Origin of the sequence: Citrobacter sp. MGH106, from assembly GCF_001037495.1 — a bacterium.
GTDB lineage: Bacteria > Pseudomonadota > Gammaproteobacteria > Enterobacterales > Enterobacteriaceae > Citrobacter > Citrobacter murliniae.
Genome location: NZ_KQ089822.1, coordinates 1 through 17,602, shown reverse-complemented (window position 1 = coordinate 17,602; position 17,602 = coordinate 1). Strand labels below are relative to the sequence as shown.

16 protein-coding genes and 1 rRNA gene are annotated in these 17,602 nt (G+C 49.1%); 15 read left to right on the top strand and 2 right to left on the bottom strand.

Features of this window, described 5'->3' with window-relative positions; all coding sequences use genetic code 11:
* Positions 1-9 precede the first annotated feature (9 nt).
* From accC to SK36_RS23145, 8 genes are all read left to right on the top strand, one after another.
* Positions 10-1,359, top strand: a complete 1,350-nt coding sequence (gene accC / locus SK36_RS00085) for an acetyl-CoA carboxylase biotin carboxylase subunit (protein ID WP_045448212.1) — start codon at positions 10-12, stop codon at positions 1,357-1,359.
* Positions 1,360-1,467: 108 nt separating this feature from the next.
* Positions 1,468-1,710, top strand: coding sequence for a YhdT family protein (locus tag SK36_RS00080; protein ID WP_048220464.1), 243 nt, complete (start codon positions 1,468-1,470; stop codon positions 1,708-1,710).
* On the top strand, positions 1,700-3,151 hold the full coding sequence (gene panF, locus SK36_RS00075; RefSeq protein WP_048220463.1) for a sodium/pantothenate symporter: 1,452 nt from the start codon (positions 1,700-1,702) through the stop codon (positions 3,149-3,151). Before SK36_RS00080 ends, panF begins: the two co-directional genes overlap by 11 nt.
* An 11-nt stretch (positions 3,152-3,162) precedes the next feature.
* Entirely contained in the window at positions 3,163-4,044 is an 882-nt protein-coding gene (prmA, locus tag SK36_RS00070) for a 50S ribosomal protein L11 methyltransferase (RefSeq protein WP_048220462.1), read from the top strand.
* Positions 4,045-4,404: 360 nt separating this feature from the next.
* On the top strand, positions 4,405-5,370 hold the full coding sequence (dusB, locus tag SK36_RS00065) for a tRNA dihydrouridine synthase DusB (RefSeq protein ID WP_045448220.1): 966 nt from the start codon (positions 4,405-4,407) through the stop codon (positions 5,368-5,370).
* A 25-nt stretch (positions 5,371-5,395) separates the two neighbouring features.
* Entirely contained in the window at positions 5,396-5,692 is a 297-nt protein-coding gene (gene fis, locus SK36_RS00060; protein WP_000462905.1) for a DNA-binding transcriptional regulator Fis, read from the top strand.
* A gap of 87 nt (positions 5,693-5,779) precedes the next feature.
* Positions 5,780-6,664, top strand: coding sequence for an adenine-specific DNA-methyltransferase (gene yhdJ / locus SK36_RS00055; RefSeq protein ID WP_048222520.1), 885 nt, complete (start codon positions 5,780-5,782; stop codon positions 6,662-6,664).
* 82 nt (positions 6,665-6,746) lie between these two features.
* Positions 6,747-6,911 carry a DUF2556 family protein gene (locus SK36_RS23145; protein WP_003025279.1) on the top strand — a complete coding sequence of 55 codons (165 nt, stop codon included), beginning with the start codon at positions 6,747-6,749 and terminating at the stop codon, positions 6,909-6,911.
* 52 nt (positions 6,912-6,963) lie between these two features.
* Here SK36_RS23145 and envR read toward each other — a convergent pair whose 3' ends face one another.
* Positions 6,964-7,620: an acrEF/envCD operon transcriptional regulator gene (gene envR, locus SK36_RS00045; RefSeq protein WP_045448222.1), complete on the bottom strand. Its 657-nt coding sequence runs from the start codon at positions 7,618-7,620 to the stop codon at positions 6,964-6,966.
* A gap of 412 nt (positions 7,621-8,032) precedes the next feature.
* On the opposite strand from envR, the gene SK36_RS00040 reads away from it, so the two are divergent.
* From SK36_RS00040 to SK36_RS00010, 7 genes are all read left to right on the top strand, one after another.
* Positions 8,033-9,196 (top strand): efflux RND transporter periplasmic adaptor subunit, encoded by a 1,164-nt coding sequence (locus tag SK36_RS00040; protein ID WP_048220461.1) that lies wholly within the window; start codon positions 8,033-8,035, stop codon positions 9,194-9,196.
* Positions 9,197-9,207: 11 nt separating this feature from the next.
* The gene (locus SK36_RS00035; RefSeq protein WP_048220460.1) at positions 9,208-12,321 is read left to right on the top strand and encodes an efflux RND transporter permease subunit; all 3,114 of its coding nucleotides are present in this window, start codon (positions 9,208-9,210) and stop codon (positions 12,319-12,321) included.
* A gap of 260 nt (positions 12,322-12,581) precedes the next feature.
* Positions 12,582-12,803, top strand: a complete 222-nt coding sequence (locus SK36_RS00030; RefSeq protein ID WP_003025292.1) for a lipoprotein — start codon at positions 12,582-12,584, stop codon at positions 12,801-12,803.
* A gap of 441 nt (positions 12,804-13,244) precedes the next feature.
* Positions 13,245-14,270, top strand: coding sequence for an amino acid ABC transporter substrate-binding protein (locus SK36_RS00025; protein WP_045448227.1), 1,026 nt, complete (start codon positions 13,245-13,247; stop codon positions 14,268-14,270).
* Between the two features lie 69 nt (positions 14,271-14,339).
* Positions 14,340-15,521: an amino acid ABC transporter permease gene (locus SK36_RS00020; protein ID WP_045448229.1), complete on the top strand. Its 1,182-nt coding sequence runs from the start codon at positions 14,340-14,342 to the stop codon at positions 15,519-15,521.
* A 9-nt stretch (positions 15,522-15,530) separates the two neighbouring features.
* Positions 15,531-16,634, top strand: a complete 1,104-nt coding sequence (locus SK36_RS00015; RefSeq protein WP_048220459.1) for an amino acid ABC transporter permease — start codon at positions 15,531-15,533, stop codon at positions 16,632-16,634.
* Positions 16,635-16,641: 7 nt separating this feature from the next.
* Positions 16,642-17,400: an amino acid ABC transporter ATP-binding protein gene (locus tag SK36_RS00010; RefSeq protein WP_045448233.1), complete on the top strand. Its 759-nt coding sequence runs from the start codon at positions 16,642-16,644 to the stop codon at positions 17,398-17,400.
* A 105-nt stretch (positions 17,401-17,505) separates the two neighbouring features.
* Here SK36_RS00010 and rrf read toward each other — a convergent pair.
* Positions 17,506-17,602, bottom strand: a 5S ribosomal RNA gene (gene rrf, locus SK36_RS00005); the annotation flags it as partial.

The following is a 17,602-nucleotide window of genomic DNA, read 5'->3' as shown; positions in this document are numbered from 1 at the left end:
GAGGCGAACATGTTGGATAAAATTGTTATCGCCAACCGCGGCGAGATTGCCTTGCGTATTCTTCGTGCCTGTAAAGAACTGGGCATCAAGACCGTCGCTGTGCACTCAAGCGCGGATCGCGATTTAAAACACGTATTACTGGCAGATGAAACGGTCTGTATTGGCCCGGCTCCATCTGTAAAAAGTTACCTGAACATCCCGGCTATCATCAGCGCCGCTGAAATCACCGGCGCGGTGGCAATCCATCCGGGTTATGGCTTCCTCTCTGAGAACGCCAACTTTGCTGAACAGGTAGAACGCTCAGGCTTTATCTTCATTGGCCCAAAAGCCGATACCATCCGCTTGATGGGTGACAAAGTGTCCGCCATTACTGCGATGAAAAAAGCTGGCGTACCAACCGTTCCCGGCTCTGACGGCCCGCTGGGCGATGATATGGACGCTAACCGCGCTCATGCCAAACGCATCGGCTATCCGGTAATTATCAAAGCTTCCGGCGGCGGCGGCGGTCGCGGTATGCGCGTTGTACGCGGCGATGCTGAACTGGCCCAATCCATTTCCATGACGAAAGCTGAAGCGAAAGCCGCTTTCAACAACGACATGGTTTACATGGAAAAATACCTGGAAAACCCACGCCACATCGAAATTCAGGTGCTGGCAGACGGTCAGGGTAACGCGATTTATCTGGCAGAACGCGACTGCTCCATGCAGCGTCGTCACCAGAAAGTGGTCGAAGAGGCGCCAGCACCTGGCATTACTCCGGAACTGCGTCGCTATATCGGCGAGCGTTGCGCCAAAGCATGTGTTGATATCGGCTACCGTGGAGCGGGTACTTTCGAGTTCCTGTTCGAAAACGGTGAGTTCTACTTCATTGAAATGAACACCCGTATCCAGGTAGAACATCCGGTTACCGAAATGATCACCGGCGTTGACCTGATCAAAGAGCAGTTGCGTATTGCAGCAGGTCAGCCGCTGTCTATCAAGCAGGATGAAGTTATAGTTAAAGGCCATGCGGTAGAATGCCGTATCAACGCCGAAGACCCGAACACCTTCCTGCCAAGCCCGGGTAAAATTACGCGTTTCCACGCACCGGGTGGCTTTGGTGTGCGCTGGGAGTCACATATTTACGCAGGCTACACTGTCCCTCCGTACTATGACTCAATGATCGGTAAACTGATTTGCTATGGCGAAAACCGTGACGTGGCAATTGCCCGCATGAAAAACGCCTTGCAGGAACTGATCATCGACGGCATCAAAACTAACGTTGATCTGCAGATCCGCATCATGAATGACGAGCACTTCCAGCGTGGTGGTTCTAATATCCACTACCTGGAGAAAAAACTCGGACTTCAGGAAAAGTAAGCACGCGTTAACTGAAAAGGCCGGGAATTCCCGGCCTTTTGTTTTTCTCCCCTCCGGTACGTCCCATAATGTACAATCCCCGCTTTCTTTATCCACAAGGGACAAAAAATGGACGCTCGTTTTGTTCAGGCCCATAAAGAGGCGCGCTGGGCGCTGTGGCTGACCCTTTTCTATCTTGCCACATGGTTGGTGACCGCTTACTTACCAGATTCCACACTGGGCTTTACCGGCTTGCCACACTGGTTCGAGATGGCGTGTCTGCTGACACCATTGGTTTTCATTTTGCTGTGTTGGGCAATGGTGAAATTTATCTATCGCGATATTTCTCTGGAGGATGACGATGCAGCTTGAAGTCATTTTGCCGCTTGTCGCCTATCTTCTGGTGGTGTTTGGTCTTTCCGTTTACGCAATGAGAAAGAGAACGACTGGCACCTTCCTGAATGAGTATTTCCTCGGCAGTCGCTCCATGGGCGGTGTCGTGTTGGCCATGACGCTAACTGCAACCTACATTAGCGCAAGCTCGTTTATTGGCGGCCCCGGCGCGGCATATAAATACGGGTTGGGATGGGTATTGCTGGCAATGATCCAGTTGCCTGCCGTCTGGCTGTCGTTAGGTATTCTCGGTAAGAAATTCGCCATTCTGGCGCGCCGTTACAATGCCGTAACCCTCAATGATATGCTGTTTGCCCGCTATCAGAGCCGTTTACTGGTATGGCTGGCGAGCCTCAGCCTGCTGGTGGCTTTTGTCGGAGCGATGACCGTGCAATTCATCGGCGGCGCACGTTTGCTGGAGACTGCTGCGGGTATTCCTTACGAAACCGGCCTGCTGATCTTTGGTATCAGTATCGCGTTATATACGGCATTCGGCGGATTTCGCGCCAGCGTGCTGAATGACACCATGCAGGGCATGGTGATGCTGATTGGTACTATCGTCTTGCTGGTGGGCGTAGTCCACGCCGCAGGCGGCCTCAGTCAGGCAGTAGAAACCCTGCAAACCATCGATCCTAAGCTGGTGACACCGCAGGGTGCTGATGACATTCTGTCTCCAACCTTTATGACATCATTCTGGGTACTGGTGTGCTTTGGGGTGATTGGTCTGCCGCACACGGCGGTACGCTGCATTTCCTATAAAGACAGTAAAGCCGTACATCGCGGGATTATCATTGGCACCATTGTAGTGGCGATCCTGATGTTTGGGATGCATCTGGCAGGCGCACTGGGACGTGCGGTAATCCCTGATCTGACAGTTCCGGATTTGGTTATCCCTACCCTGATGGTAAAAGTTTTGCCACCTGTTGCTGCCGGTATCTTTCTCGCCGCACCGATGGCAGCGATTATGTCGACGATCAATGCTCAATTGCTGCAAAGTTCCGCTACGATCATTAAAGATCTTTACCTGAACCTTCGCCCGGAACAACTACAAAATGAAACTCGCCTGAAGCGAATGTCTGCGGTGATCACCCTGCTGTTGGGGGCGTTACTGTTGCTGGCTGCCTGGAAGCCGCCAGAGATGATTATCTGGCTTAACCTGCTGGCGTTCGGCGGCCTGGAAGCCGTTTTCCTGTGGCCTCTGGTACTTGGCCTGTATTGGGAACGAGCGAATGCGACAGGTGCATTGAGCGCCATGATTGTCGGTGGGGTACTCTATGCCGTACTCGCCACCTTTAACGTTCAGTATCTGGGCTTCCATCCGATTGTGCCTTCGTTACTGCTAAGTTTGCTGGCTTTCCTGGTCGGAAACCGTTTTGGTTCTGCCGCCCCGCAAGCCGTCATATTGACTACTGATAAATAAAGAGTTTTGCCATGCCATGGATCCAACTGAAACTGAACACGAGCGGTGCAAACGCTGAAGAGTTAAGTGATGCACTGATGGAAGCGGGTGCCGTTTCTATCACCTTCCAGGATACACATGATACGCCGGTGTTTGAACCGCTGCCGGGCGAAACTCGCCTGTGGGGTGATACCGATGTTATCGGCCTGTTCGACGCAGAAACCGACATGAAAGAAGTTATTGCCCTTCTGGAACAGCACCCGCTGTTGGGCACTGGCTTCGTGCACAAAATCGAACAGCTTGAAGATAAAGACTGGGAGCGCGAATGGATGGATAACTTCCACCCAATGCGCTTTGGCGAACGTCTGTGGATTTGCCCTAGCTGGCGCGATGTGCCGGACGAAAACGCCGTCAACGTGATGCTGGATCCTGGCCTGGCGTTTGGCACGGGTACTCACCCAACGACCTCTCTGTGTCTGCAATGGCTCGACAGCCTCGATCTTAACGGTAAAACAGTTATCGACTTTGGCTGTGGCTCCGGCATCCTGGCGATTGCAGCGCTGAAACTGGGCGCGGCGAAAGCCATCGGTGTGGATATTGATCCTCAAGCCATCCAGGCGAGCCGCGATAACGCACAGCGTAACGGCGTTTCTGACCGCCTGGAGCTCTATCTGCCAAAAGACCAGCCAGAGGCCATGAAAGCCGATGTAGTGGTCGCAAACATCCTCGCCGGCCCATTGCGTGAATTGGCACCATTAATCAGCGTACTGCCCGTTGAGGGTGGCTTATTGGGCCTTTCCGGTATTCTTGCCAGCCAGGCGGAAAGCGTCTGTGAAGCCTATGCCGATCTCTTTACACTCGATCCGGTTGTCGAGAAAGAAGAGTGGTGTCGTATTACCGGTAAGAAGAAATAGTCCCCTTTCGTTACCGTTGGTAACGTTAAGATCGCTCTTTTTTTCGCAAAAGGATTTGCGGAAATGAGAGCGAGATCGCATTCGAAAGCCATTATTTGTTCATAAAGACAGCGTTTTATCCTGTTCAACTTACCCTGATAGTAATAAAAAAAGAGAAGTTTTCGGAATTTATAAATGGATGCCAAATTACCGATTTATTGTATCCGCATGATTATTAAATACTTTATTTTGAAACTGTCCACTCAACCAGCAATTCATTGATCCACCTCAGGGGATTGGTCAAAGTTTGGCCTTTCATCTCGTGCAAAAAATGCGTAATATACGCCGCCTTGCAGTCACAGTATGGTCATTTCTTAACTCATGCGCATCGGACAATATCAGCTCAGAAATCGCCTGATCGCAGCACCTATGGCTGGCATCACTGACAGACCATTCAGGACGCTGTGTTATGAGATGGGAGCAGGATTGACGGTATCCGAGATGATGTCTTCTAACCCACAGGTTTGGGAAAGCGACAAGTCTCGTTTACGTATGGTGCACGTTGATGAGCCAGGAATTCGCACGGTGCAAATTGCCGGCAGCGATCCTGTTGAGATGGCCGATGCCGCACGTATTAACGTGGAAAGCGGCGCCCAAATTATTGATATCAATATGGGGTGTCCGGCTAAAAAAGTGAATCGTAAGCTCGCAGGTTCAGCCCTCTTGCAGTACCCGGATCTAGTGAAGTCGATACTAACCGAGGTCGTCAATGCAGTGGACGTTCCTGTCACACTCAAGATTCGCACCGGCTGGGCTCCGGAACACCGTAACTGCGTAGAGATTGCCCAACTGGCTGAAGACTGTGGCATTCAGGCTCTGACCATTCATGGACGCACCCGCGCCTGTTTGTTCAATGGAGATGCTGAGTACGACAGTATTCGGGCAGTTAAGCAGAAAGTTTCCATTCCGGTTATCGCGAATGGCGACATTACTGACCCGCATAAAGCCAGAGCTGTGCTCGACTATACGGGGGCGGATGCCCTGATGATAGGACGTGCAGCTCAGGGAAGACCCTGGATCTTTCGGGAAATCCAGCATTATCTGGACACTGGGGAGCTGCTGCCCCCGCTGCCTCTGGCAGAGGTGAAGCGCTTGCTTTGTGCGCACGTTCGGGAACTGCATGACTTTTATGGTCAGGCAAAAGGGTACCGAATTGCGCGTAAACACGTATCCTGGTATCTCCAGGAACACGCTCCAAATGACCAGTTTCGGCGCACATTCAACGCCATTGAAGATTCCAGCGAACAGCTGGCGGCGTTGGAGGCATACTTCGAAAATTTTGCGTAAACAGAAATAAAGAGCTGACAGAACTATGTTCGAACAACGCGTAAATTCTGACGTACTGACCGTTTCTACCGTTAACTCTCAGGATCAGGTAACTCAAAAACCCCTGCGTGACTCGGTTAAACAGGCACTGAAGAACTATTTTGCTCAACTGAATGGTCAGGATGTTAATGATCTCTATGAGCTGGTACTGGCTGAAGTAGAACAGCCCCTGTTGGACATGGTGATGCAATACACCCGCGGTAACCAGACCCGTGCTGCCCTGATGATGGGCATCAACCGTGGTACGCTGCGTAAAAAACTGAAAAAATACGGCATGAACTGATACTAATCAGCGATATGTTTGTTTTAAAAGGCGCTACTCGGCATGGGGAAGCGCCTTTTTTATTTGCATCACACGGAGGCTTTGGCGATGAAGGCGAGATGTGAGCCTGTCTATTTTGGCGATGAATCGAAAAAGATAATCCAGGGTGATGCGCTAACTGAACTGCAAAAGCTCGCACCCGAAAGCGTCGATCTCATTTTTGCCGACCCACCTTATAACATCGGCAAAGACTTTGACGGAATGGTGGAATCCTGGGACGAAGAGACCTTCCTGGTCTGGTTGTTTGAGTGTATTGAAGAGTGCCATCGCATTCTTAAGCCACAAGGCACTATGTACATCATGAACAGCACAGAGAACATACCGTATATCGACCTCAAATGCAGACAGCTTTTTACCATTAAAAGTCGCATCGTGTGGTCATATGATAGCTCTGCAGTCCAGGCCAAAAACTTCTTTGGTTCCATGTATGAACCGATCCTGATGATGGTAAAAGATCAGAAAAGCTATACATTTAATCGTGATGATATTCTGGTTGAAGCCAAAACAGGAGCCAAACGCGCGCTTATCGATTACAGAAAGAACCCGCCCCAGCCGTACAATCAGAAAAAAGTACCTGGCAATGTTTGGGAGTTCCCGCGCGTTCGCTACCTGATGGATGAATACGAAAATCATCCAACCCAAAAACCTAAGGCCCTGTTAGAGCGTATCATTCTGGCATCCTCTAACTCAGATGACGTGGTGTTGGATCCGTTTGCAGGCAGTTTCACCACCGGGGCTACTGCAGTGGAACTGGGTCGCAAATTCGTTGGGATTGAGATCAATGATGAATACGTAAAAATGGGACTCAGGAGACTGGGTGTCAGCTCCCATTTTTCAGAGAATGAGCTTGCAAAGATAAAAAAGCGAAAGACCAATAATCGGTCTAAAAAGAGTCGATTAACTGAAAATAGCGGCAAGATCTCAACAAAGTAAAAGCATTGTAAGTCTGCTTTTCAGCTTTTGGATTTCGTGTATATTCCCAGCACACTTGGGCATGAATACACAGGATTTGGTAATGATTCGCAAGTATTGGTGGCTGGTTGTTTTTGCGGTCTTCGTTTTTCTTTTTGATGCGCTGCTCATACAGTGGATAGAGTTGATGACAACAGAGCACGATAAGTGCCGGAATATGAATTCAGTGAATCCCCTCAAGCTGGTCAATTGCGTCGACCTCGAATAGCACGCACGGTAACAGATGTTTTATAGCAGCCGTCAGGCCATGGCGGCTGAAACTACCCAACCTGATTTTCACTCTTGATCAACTGCATCACACAGCCATCAGGGCTTAGCATTTTTAATACGTTATCCACTAATACCGGCGCTTGCCCATACAGATCATAACTTGCTGGATTCATTAGCCAGTTTTTTATTATCCCACTGAAACTCCCATGGAGAATAATTATAATAACGTCTAAATCCAGACTGCTTGCGATAAGGTTTTCATCCATACATTCCTGTAAAGATTTACGGATACTCTGATGACTTAGCCCTATTTTATCGCGAATTTCCTGCTCTGATATCATATCGCTATTGAATTCACACTTATGATATAGAATCTGCATTAATGCCTGCTGACGAGGTATCTCAGCAATATACTGCAAACCAACGACCAGTTTTTCTCGCAATCGCTGTAACGGATTATTACCCCAGCGTCCAATGAGTCTGTCCTGAATAAGATCGCGCAAAGGGGGTTGCTGTAGCCATAACTCATTAAACAGTTGGATCTTATTTTCGAAATGCCAATAGATTGCGCCTCGCGTCACGTTGGCGGCATCCGCAATGTCGTTTAGCGTCGTATTGCCTACACCACGTAGAGCAAACTGTACAATCGCTGTTTCAATGAGATGCTGTCGTGTTTTGAGGGCATCAGCTTTCGTTTTTTTAGCCATGGTTTCAAATGCCTGGGACAGAATAGGAATTGATAAACTTTCTTATCAAATATTTGCCATATGGAGCAAATGTATCACTTCGCATTTATTTAGACGAGATCTAAAATATTTCATTACGTGCAACATACATAAATAATCAAAACAAATAAAAATTAGTTAATATATTCATTGGGCAAATGTTTATTTCAATATGTGTTTACCTGCATCAGGTCATTGCATACTTCCTGCTAACGAAAAAGTAGCTGATTAATCTTTTTTTGTTTTTATGTGCCGTGCATCGTACAGCAAAATAAGTATTACTTACATCGCAAGCTAATAATTTGTAGGATAGCCAACTATTATTTTATTTGCGCGCGTTATCGCCTTGCCGTTATCCGGTAAATAACGAGCTTTCGGTTTTTAAGGAAAAGTAATGACGAAAAATGCCAGGCTCTCACTCCTGCCCTCATTCATTATCATCTCCACTGCATTACTCGCCGGTTGTAACGATCAGGGAGAAACACAAACTCATCCTGCCGAGCCACAGGTTACTGTCCATGTTGTGGAATCTGCCCCCTTAGCCGTTACGACTGAATTGCCGGGCCGTACAACAGCCTTCCGTATTGCAGAAGTTCGCCCTCAGGTCAGCGGGATTGTGCTGAAAAGGAATTTCACTGAAGGGAGTGATGTTGAAGCAGGCAAGTCGCTTTATCAGATTGATCCCGCAACTTATCAGGCCGACTATGATAGCGCCAAAGGTGAACTGGCAAAAAGCGAGGCCGCAGCGGCTATCGCCCATTTAACAGTAAAACGTTATGTCCCGTTGGTCGGAACAAAGTACATCAGCCAGCAAGAGTACGATCAAGCCATTGCTGATGCTCGTCAGGCCGACGCCTCCGTCATCGCCGCCAAAGCTGCGGTCGAAAGCGCTCGTATCAATCTCGCTTACACCAAAGTGACATCGCCCATTAGCGGACGTATCGGTAAATCTAACGTTACCGAAGGTGCGTTAGTTACCAATGGTCAGGCGACAGCGTTAGCCACTGTGCAACAGCTTGATCCCATTTACGTCGACGTGACGCAGTCCAGTAGCGATTTTATGCGGCTCAAACAGTCTGTTGCACAAGGTAGCCTACATAAAGACAACACCAGCAGTACCGTTGAACTGGTGATGGAGAATGGCCAGTCATACCCGCTGAAAGGCTCTTTGCAATTTTCTGACGTGACGGTTGACGAGAGTACCGGATCCATCACCCTGAGAGCCGTTTTCCCTAACCCACAGCACTCTCTACTGCCAGGCATGTTTGTACGCGCCCGCATCGATGAAGGTATCCAACCTAACGCCATTCTTGTTCCACAACAGGGTGTGACACGTACACCTCGCGGAGATGCAACCGTGATGGTCGTCAATGATAAGAACCAGGTCGAAGCTCATGCCGTTGTAGCCGTACAAGCCATTGGTGACAAATGGCTCATAAGCGAAGGCTTACAACCGGGCGACAAAGTTATCGTCAGCGGATTACAAAAAGCTCGTCCGGGAGTGCAGGTAAAAGCGACCGCCGATACCGAAACTCCAGCCGCGAAAGCCACACAATAAGGTAACCGGACATGGCAAACTTTTTTATTAGGCGACCTATCTTTGCCTGGGTACTGGCCATCATTCTGATGATGGCGGGCGCTCTGGCAATCATGCAACTGCCCGTGGCGCAGTACCCAACTATTGCCCCCCCTGCCGTAGCGATTTCCGCGACCTACCCAGGCGCGGATGCACAGACGGTGCAGGATACCGTAACGCAGGTTATCGAACAAAACATGAACGGTATCGATAACCTGATGTATATGTCCTCCACCAGCGATTCGGCCGGGAGCGTAACCATTACGTTAACGTTCCAGTCCGGCACCGATCCCGATATCGCACAGGTTCAGGTACAAAACAAACTGCAGCTCGCGACACCTTTACTGCCTCAAGAAGTTCAACAGCAGGGTATCGCCGTTGAGAAATCAAGTAGCAGCTTTTTGATGGTCGCGGGGTTTGTTTCTGACAACCCGCAGACAACTCAGGATGACATCTCTGACTATGTCGCTTCCAACATTAAAGACTCTATCAGCCGTCTGAACGGCGTAGGTGACGTGCAGCTGTTTGGCGCGCAGTACGCCATGCGTATCTGGCTGGATGCGAATTTATTGAACAAGTATCAACTCACGCCGGTTGATGTCATTAACCAGTTGAAAGTACAAAACGACCAGATCGCCGCAGGTCAGTTAGGGGGTACACCTGCCTTACCTAACCAACAGCTCAACGCCTCTATCATTGCGCAAACGCGACTGAAAGATCCTGAAGAGTTTGGCAAAGTGACCTTACGCGTGAACAGCGACGGTTCTGTTGTTCACCTCAAGGACGTTGCACGCATTGAGTTGGGGGGTGAAAACTACAACGTCGTTGCACGTATTAACGGTAAACCGGCATCCGGTCTGGGTATTAAGCTGGCAACCGGTGCAAACGCTCTGGATACCGCCAACGCAATCAAAGCAAAACTGACTGAATTACAGCCGTTCTTCCCTCAGGGAATGCAGGTAGTCTATCCGTACGACACCACACCGTTTGTTACCATCTCTATTCACGAGGTGGTAAAAACGCTGTTTGAAGCGATCGTACTGGTTTTCCTGGTGATGTACCTGTTTCTGCAAAACATTCGCGCAACGCTAATTCCGACTATCGCTGTGCCTGTGGTGCTGTTGGGGACATTCGCCGTACTTGCTGCATTTGGCTACTCGATAAACACCCTGACAATGTTCGGCATGGTACTCGCCATCGGCCTGCTGGTCGATGATGCGATAGTCGTAGTAGAAAACGTGGAGCGCGTGATGATGGAAGACAATCTGCCGCCCAGAGAAGCGACAGAAAAATCCATGTCACAAATACAGGGGGCGCTGGTTGGTATTGCCATGGTGCTATCTGCGGTGTTTATCCCAATGGCCTTCTTTGGAGGTTCAACCGGGGCAATTTACCGACAGTTCTCTATTACTATTGTTTCTGCAATGGCGCTTTCAGTACTGGTGGCGTTGATTCTGACTCCCGCCCTTTGTGCAACATTGCTCAAGCCGGTATCTGCAGAGCACCACGAGAAAAAAAGTGGTTTCTTTGGCTGGTTTAATACCAAATTCGATTACAGCGTCAACCACTACACCAATAGCGTCAGCGGTATAATTCGTAAAACGGGTCGCTATCTGGCGATCTATCTGATCATTGTTATTGGCATGGCGGTGCTGTTTATACGCCTGCCTACCTCCTTCCTGCCAGAGGAAGATCAGGGTGTGTTCCTGACGATGATTCAGCTACCAGCCGGTGCAACACAAGAGCGTACTCAGAAAGTGCTGGATCAAGTTACCCACTACTATCTGAATAATGAGAAAGCCAACGTCAAAAGCGTCTTTACGGTTAACGGCTTTAGCTTCAGTGGACAGGGGCAAAACTCAGGGATGGCATTTGTCAGCCTCAAACCCTGGGAAGAGCGTAGCGGCGATGAGAATAACGTTGAATCTGTAATTGCCCGAGCAACTCGGGCATTTAGTCAGATTCGTGATGGCCTGGTATTCCCCTTCAACATGCCAGCCATTGTTGAATTGGGCACCGCAACCGGCTTCGATTTTGAGCTGATTGATCAGGGAGGGCTGGGACACTCAGCCTTAACGCAGGCACGTAATCAGCTGCTGGGCATGGTGGCACAACATCCTGATTTGCTGGTACGTGTACGCCCCAACGGCCTTGAGGATACTGCGCAGTTTAAGCTGGATGTTGATCAGGAAAAAGCGCAAGCGCTTGGTGTTTCCTTGTCAGATATTAACGAAACCATCTCCGCTGCGCTGGGCGGCTACTACGTCAATGATTTCATTGACCGCGGTCGCGTGAAAAAAGTGTATGTTCAGGCAGATGCAAAATTTCGTATGTTGCCGGAAGACATCAATAATCTGTATGTTCGCAGCGCCAATGGCGAAATGGTACCTTTCTCCACATTCAGTTCAGCGCACTGGATTTACGGCTCACCGAGACTGGAACGCTACAACGGTATGCCATCTATGGAGCTGTTAGGCGAAGCGGCACCAGGCAAAAGTACCGGTGAAGCAATGGCGCTGATGGAAAGCCTGGCGGGAAAACTGCCTAACGGTATTGGCCATGACTGGACGGGAATGTCCTATCAGGAACGACTGTCAGGTAACCAGGCACCAGCGTTGTATGCCATCTCGCTAATCGTTGTCTTCCTTTGCCTTGCAGCACTGTATGAGAGCTGGTCGATTCCATTCTCCGTCATGCTTGTCGTCCCGCTCGGTGTCGTTGGTGCGCTGCTGGCGGCATCGCTTCGCGGGATGAATAACGATGTGTACTTCCAGGTCGGCCTGTTAACAACTATCGGCCTCTCTGCCAAAAACGCCATCCTGATTGTCGAATTTGCTAAAGACCTGATGGATAAAGAGGGCAAAGGGTTGATTGAGGCGACTCTGGAGGCCTCCCGTATGCGTCTGCGTCCTATCCTGATGACATCTCTGGCCTTTATTCTGGGGGTTATGCCTCTGGTTATCAGTAATGGTGCAGGTAGCGGTGCGCAGAATGCCGTCGGCACAGGTGTTATGGGGGGCATGCTCACGGCTACATTGTTGGCGATCTTCTTCGTTCCCGTCTTTTTTGTTGTCGTTAAACGGCGTTTTAGCCAGCATCGCGATTAAATTGTAAAATAAAGGCGTCTCCGGGCGCCTTTTTTACCTGATAATGACCTCTTTATTTATTAATAAGATAGCCATTCTTTTTTTTAGCACATGGTTCCAAAATTCCCCGATCTATTCATTATGTTTACAATCCACATGAATTGAGATTATTCCTCATGTCAGTCTTTTTTTAAGAAGTGGTAAAATAACCCTCGATTTCGCAGATAGCTTAGCGCCTGTCTTTGCTTTTTTAGCGAAACGTTTATTTTAGAGGTAACACCATGAAAAGATTAATATCCGTTGCATTGCTTACAGCATTTCTGGCGGGCTGTGCACACGATTCTCCTTGCGTACCTGTATATGACGACCAGGGCCGTCTGGTTCATACCAATACCTGTATGAAAGGCACCACGCAGGATAACTGGGAAACAGCAGGTGCGATCGCCGGTGGTGCAGCCGCTGTTGCCGGTCTGACACTTGGGATAGTTGCCTTGACGAAATAAATCATGTTAAAAGCGCGGTAATAGCCGCGCTTTTAACAATAAAGAAGATATCTTTATATAAGACAAAATGATGGTTTAAAGCTTTGGCCCTGAAATAAAATCATTATAGATTCCCCTCACATATTCACGACTGAAAATTAGCATTTTTTCAGCTTTTCGTAACAACACGTCTTCTTATCATTATTCTCACGCGGTCAATATTCACGCCCGAAATTGTTATCAGGCATCCTGTTTAAATTTTTGCGCTGAAATGTGGCGTACGTTTCAATTTTGCACCACTTCAGGGCGCTGCATTTATTTTTTCCTGTCTACACTCTGCTTATTGCGCCGAATATTCGAGCGCAAAAACCTGGCACTACCTTTGCTTAAAAGAGTATGGCCAAAGCCACAGACAGGTAAAAGACGTTTCCATAACAATAATTCCTCCACACAGGATGCTCTATGAAAAAGATGATAATAGCCAGCCTGGCTGCGGCCGGCGTGCTGCTTGCGATTACAAATCAGGCACATGCCGGCGCAACGCTTGATGCCGTAAAGAAAAAAGGATTTGTGCAATGCGGAATCAGTGACGGCTTACCAGGCTTTTCCTATGCCGACGCAAGCGGTAAGTTTTCAGGTATTGATGTAGATGTATGTCGTGGTGTTGCCTCGGCCGTATTTGGTGATGACACGAAAGTAAAATACACCCCGCTCACCGCTAAAGAACGCTTCACCGCTTTACAGTCTGGTGAAGTCGATATGCTCTCCCGTAATACCACATGGACCTCCTCACGTGATGCAGGAATGGGGATGTCCTTTACTGGCGTGACTTATTACGATGGCATTGGCTTTCTTACCCACAACAAAGCGGGTCTGAAGAGCGCAAAAGAACTCGATGGTGCAACGGTTTGTATTCAGGCAGGCACGGATACTGAACTGAACGTGGCCGATTATTTTAAGGCCAACAATATGAAGTATACCCCCGTCACCTTCGATCGCTCCGATGAATCCGCTAAGGCTCTGGAATCAGGCCGCTGCGATACGCTTGCTTCGGACCAGTCTCAGTTGTATGCCCTGCGAATCAAATTGAGCAACCCTTCAGAATGGATTGTTCTGCCAGAAGTAATCTCTAAAGAACCACTGGGGCCTGTCGTACGCCGCGGCGATGATGAATGGTTCTCTATTGTTCGCTGGACGCTGTTTGCCATGTTGAATGCTGAAGAGATGGGTGTTAACTCGAAAAACGTTGATGAAAAAGCCGCTAATCCCGCAACACCGGATATGGCACACCTGTTAGGCAAAGAGGGAGACTATGGTAAAGATCTGAAGCTGGATAATAAATGGGCTTACAACATTATTAAGCAGGTAGGAAACTATTCGGAGATCTTTGAACGTAACGTGGGATCGGAAAGTCCACTGAAGATCAAACGTGGGCAAAACAACCTCTGGAATAACGGCGGCATTCAGTATGCGCCACCGGTGCGCTAATGCGAAGTGATGTAACGGGCGCCGCAACTGCGGCGCTCAACCCAGAGTCATTGTTACCGAGGTTTTCTTATGTACCATCGCCGCTCAACCGTAAAAGGATCACTCTCCTTTTCTAACCCTGCGGTCCGCGCCTGGTTATTTCAAATTCTTGCCATCATCGCGGTCGTTAGCATTGCGATCTATCTCATTCACAATACGATTAATAACCTAAGCAGTCGCGGTATCACCTCGGGGTTCTCTTTTCTCGATCGCAGTGCCGGATTTGGTATTGTTCAACATCTGATTGATTACGAGCAGGGCGATACCTATGGGCGTGTCTTTCTGGTCGGTCTGCTTAATACGCTGCTTGTCTCAGCACTATGTATTGTTTTTGCTTCATTTCTCGGCTTCTTTCTTGGACTGGCACGTTTGTCAGATAACTGGTTGCTGCGTAAGCTATCTACAATTTATATCGAAACGTTCCGCAATATTCCGCCGCTGCTGCAAATCTTCTTTTGGTATTTTGCCGTACTACGCAATTTGCCGGGTCCCCGTCAGGCCGTCAGTGCGCTGGATCTCGTTTTCCTGAGTAACCGGGGACTCTATATTCCGGCGCCGCAGATGGGAGAAGGTCTTTTTGCCTTTTGCGCTGCACTCATGATTGCTGCAGTCGTAACTATTGGGCTATTTCGTTTCAATAAAATGTACCAGACAAAAACAGGTCAATTACGCAGAACGTGGCCAACAGCACTGGCGCTGATCGTGTTTTTGCCGATGATTTCACAATGGATTTTTGGCGCAGCGCTCCACTGGGATATACCCGAACTGCGCGGTTTTAACTTCCGCGGCGGCATGGTACTTATCCCAGAACTGGCGGCGTTAACACTGGCGCTTTCAGTGTATACATCTGCATTTATTGCAGAAATTATTCGGGCCGGTATTCAGGCAGTTCCTTATGGTCAACATGAAGCAGCCCGTTCTTTGGGCCTTCCCAATCCGGTAACGCTCCGTCAGGTGATCATCCCGCAGGCGCTCCGCGTCATCATTCCACCACTGACCAGCCAGTATCTGAATATCGTAAAGAATTCATCCCTTGCTGCCGCCATTGGCTACCCGGATATGGTTTCACTGTTTGCCGGAACCGTACTGAATCAAACCGGGCAGGCCATTGAAACCATCGCCATCACTATGTCGGTTTACCTGATCATCAGTCTGAGCATTTCTCTGTTAATGAATATATACAACCGTCGTATCGCACTCATTGAGCGCTAAGGAGTCATGATGACAAAAGCACTACTGTCTCACCCCTCGCGCCAGAGCAGTAATCATGCTGGCCGCGTGATATTTTGGGTGCGTAAAAATCTATTTTCCAGTTGGTCAAACAGTTTGCTCACTCTGTTATGCATATGGCTCATGTGGATGTTCATTCCCCCATTGCTGAACTGGGCATTTCTGCAGGCCAACTGGATAGGTTCTACCCGGGCAGATTGTACAAAAGCGGGAGCGTGCTGGGTGTTTATCCATGAACGCTTCGGACAATTCATGTATGGGCTCTATCCACACGATCAGCGCTGGCGGGTTAATCTCGCTCTGATTATCGGCCTACTCTCTATCGCGCCGATGTTCTGGAAAGCGATACCTCATCGTGGTCGCTATATCGCCGTCTGGGCGGTGGTTTATCCGGTTATCGTCTGGTGGCTGTTGTACGGTGGTTTTCTCGGTCTCGATCGCGTGGAAACCCGCCAGTGGGGTGGACTGACACTCACCTTGATCATAGCCTCTGTTGGTATTGCAGGCGCGCTCCCATGGGGGATCTTACTGGCGTTGGGGCGCCGTTCTCATATGCCTGTCGTGCGGGTTTTATCCGTCATTTTCATTGAGTTCTGGCGTGGTGTGCCGCTGATCACTGTCCTGTTTATGTCGTCAGTCATGCTCCCGCTGTTTATGTCGGAAGGCACCAGCATCGACAAACTTATTCGGGCGCTGGTCGGTGTAATTCTTTTCCAGTCAGCTTATGTCGCAGAGGTGGTGCGTGGGGGATTGCAGGCCCTCCCGAAAGGCCAGTATGAAGCCGCCGAATCACTGGCGCTTGGCTACTGGAAAACCCAAGGGCTGGTCATACTTCCGCAAGCCCTCAAACTGGTTATCCCCGGCCTGGTTAACACGATCATCGCCCTCTTCAAGGATACCAGTCTGGTCATTATTATCGGTCTGTTTGACCTTTTCAGCAGCGTACAACAAGCCACCGTCGACCCTGCCTGGCTTGGTATGTCGACAGAAGGATATGTTTTTGCCGCGCTGATTTACTGGGTTTTCTGCTTCAGCATGTCACGTTATAGCCAGCATCTGGAAAAACGTTTTAACACCGGGCGTACACCGCACTGAGGAAATTATGAGCCAATTATTAATACAATCTAACGACGCGATGATTACGCTGGAAAACGTCAACAAATGGTATGGACAGTTTCACGTTCTGAAAAACATAAACCTGGAGGTAAAACAGGGAGAACGTATCGTATTATGCGGACCTTCTGGATCCGGTAAATCAACAACGATCCGTTGTATTAACCATCTGGAAGAGCATCAGCAAGGGCGTATTGTGGTAGATGGAATTGAGCTCAATGAGGACATCCGCAATATTGAACGCGTCAGACAAGAAGTTGGAATGGTCTTTCAACACTTTAATCTCTTTCCTCATTTAACAGTCCTGCAAAACTGCACACTGGCTCCTGTCTGGGTTCAGAAGATGCCAAAGAAAGAGGCTGAAGCTCTGGCAATGCACTACCTTGAACGAGTGCGTATTGCTGAACATGCGCATAAATACCCTGGACAAATTTCCGGTGGGCAGCAACAGCGCGTGGCCATTGCGCGTTCACTGTGCATGAAACCCAAAATCATGTTGTTCGATGAGCCCACATCAGCACTGGACCCTGAAATGGTAAAAGAAGTACTCGATACCATGATAGGCCTGGCGCAATCGGGAATGACAATGCTTTGTGTTACTCATGAAATGGGGTTTGCCCGAACAGTTGCAGACAGGGTGATCTTTATGGATCTTGGCGAGATTGTTGAACAGGCGCCACCAGACGAATTTTTTGCCCATCCGAAATCCGAGCGTACCCGAGCGTTTTTATCACAGGTCATACATTAAAACCTGCAAGCCGGATAAGCTGTTTACGCCGCCATCCGGCATACTCCACAATTCGCAAATGCAAAAAGGCCCATCCTGACGGATGGGCCTTTTCACTTATTTGATGTCTGGCAGTTCCCTACTCTCGCATGGGGAGACCCCACACTACCATCGGCGCTACGGCGTTTCACTTCTGAGTTCGGCATGGGGTCAGGTGGGACCA

Coding starts and splice junctions, on each gene's coding strand:
- envR (WP_045448222.1), bottom strand. CDS start 7,620: ATGGCTAAAAAAACGAAAGCTGATGCCCTCAAAACACGACAGCATCTC.
- SK36_RS00020 (WP_045448229.1), top strand. CDS start 14,340: ATGTACCATCGCCGCTCAACCGTAAAAGGATCACTCTCCTTTTCTAAC.
- prmA (WP_048220462.1), top strand. CDS start 3,163: ATGCCATGGATCCAACTGAAACTGAACACGAGCGGTGCAAACGCTGAA.
- yhdJ (WP_048222520.1), top strand. CDS start 5,780: ATGAAGGCGAGATGTGAGCCTGTCTATTTTGGCGATGAATCGAAAAAG.
- fis (WP_000462905.1), top strand. CDS start 5,396: ATGTTCGAACAACGCGTAAATTCTGACGTACTGACCGTTTCTACCGTT.
- SK36_RS00015 (WP_048220459.1), top strand. CDS start 15,531: ATGACAAAAGCACTACTGTCTCACCCCTCGCGCCAGAGCAGTAATCAT.
- SK36_RS00010 (WP_045448233.1), top strand. CDS start 16,642: ATGAGCCAATTATTAATACAATCTAACGACGCGATGATTACGCTGGAA.
- panF (WP_048220463.1), top strand. CDS start 1,700: ATGCAGCTTGAAGTCATTTTGCCGCTTGTCGCCTATCTTCTGGTGGTG.
- SK36_RS00040 (WP_048220461.1), top strand. CDS start 8,033: ATGACGAAAAATGCCAGGCTCTCACTCCTGCCCTCATTCATTATCATC.
- accC (WP_045448212.1), top strand. CDS start 10: ATGTTGGATAAAATTGTTATCGCCAACCGCGGCGAGATTGCCTTGCGT.
- dusB (WP_045448220.1), top strand. CDS start 4,405: ATGCGCATCGGACAATATCAGCTCAGAAATCGCCTGATCGCAGCACCT.
- SK36_RS00030 (WP_003025292.1), top strand. CDS start 12,582: ATGAAAAGATTAATATCCGTTGCATTGCTTACAGCATTTCTGGCGGGC.
- SK36_RS23145 (WP_003025279.1), top strand. CDS start 6,747: ATGATTCGCAAGTATTGGTGGCTGGTTGTTTTTGCGGTCTTCGTTTTT.
- SK36_RS00080 (WP_048220464.1), top strand. CDS start 1,468: ATGGACGCTCGTTTTGTTCAGGCCCATAAAGAGGCGCGCTGGGCGCTG.
- SK36_RS00035 (WP_048220460.1), top strand. CDS start 9,208: ATGGCAAACTTTTTTATTAGGCGACCTATCTTTGCCTGGGTACTGGCC.
- SK36_RS00025 (WP_045448227.1), top strand. CDS start 13,245: ATGAAAAAGATGATAATAGCCAGCCTGGCTGCGGCCGGCGTGCTGCTT.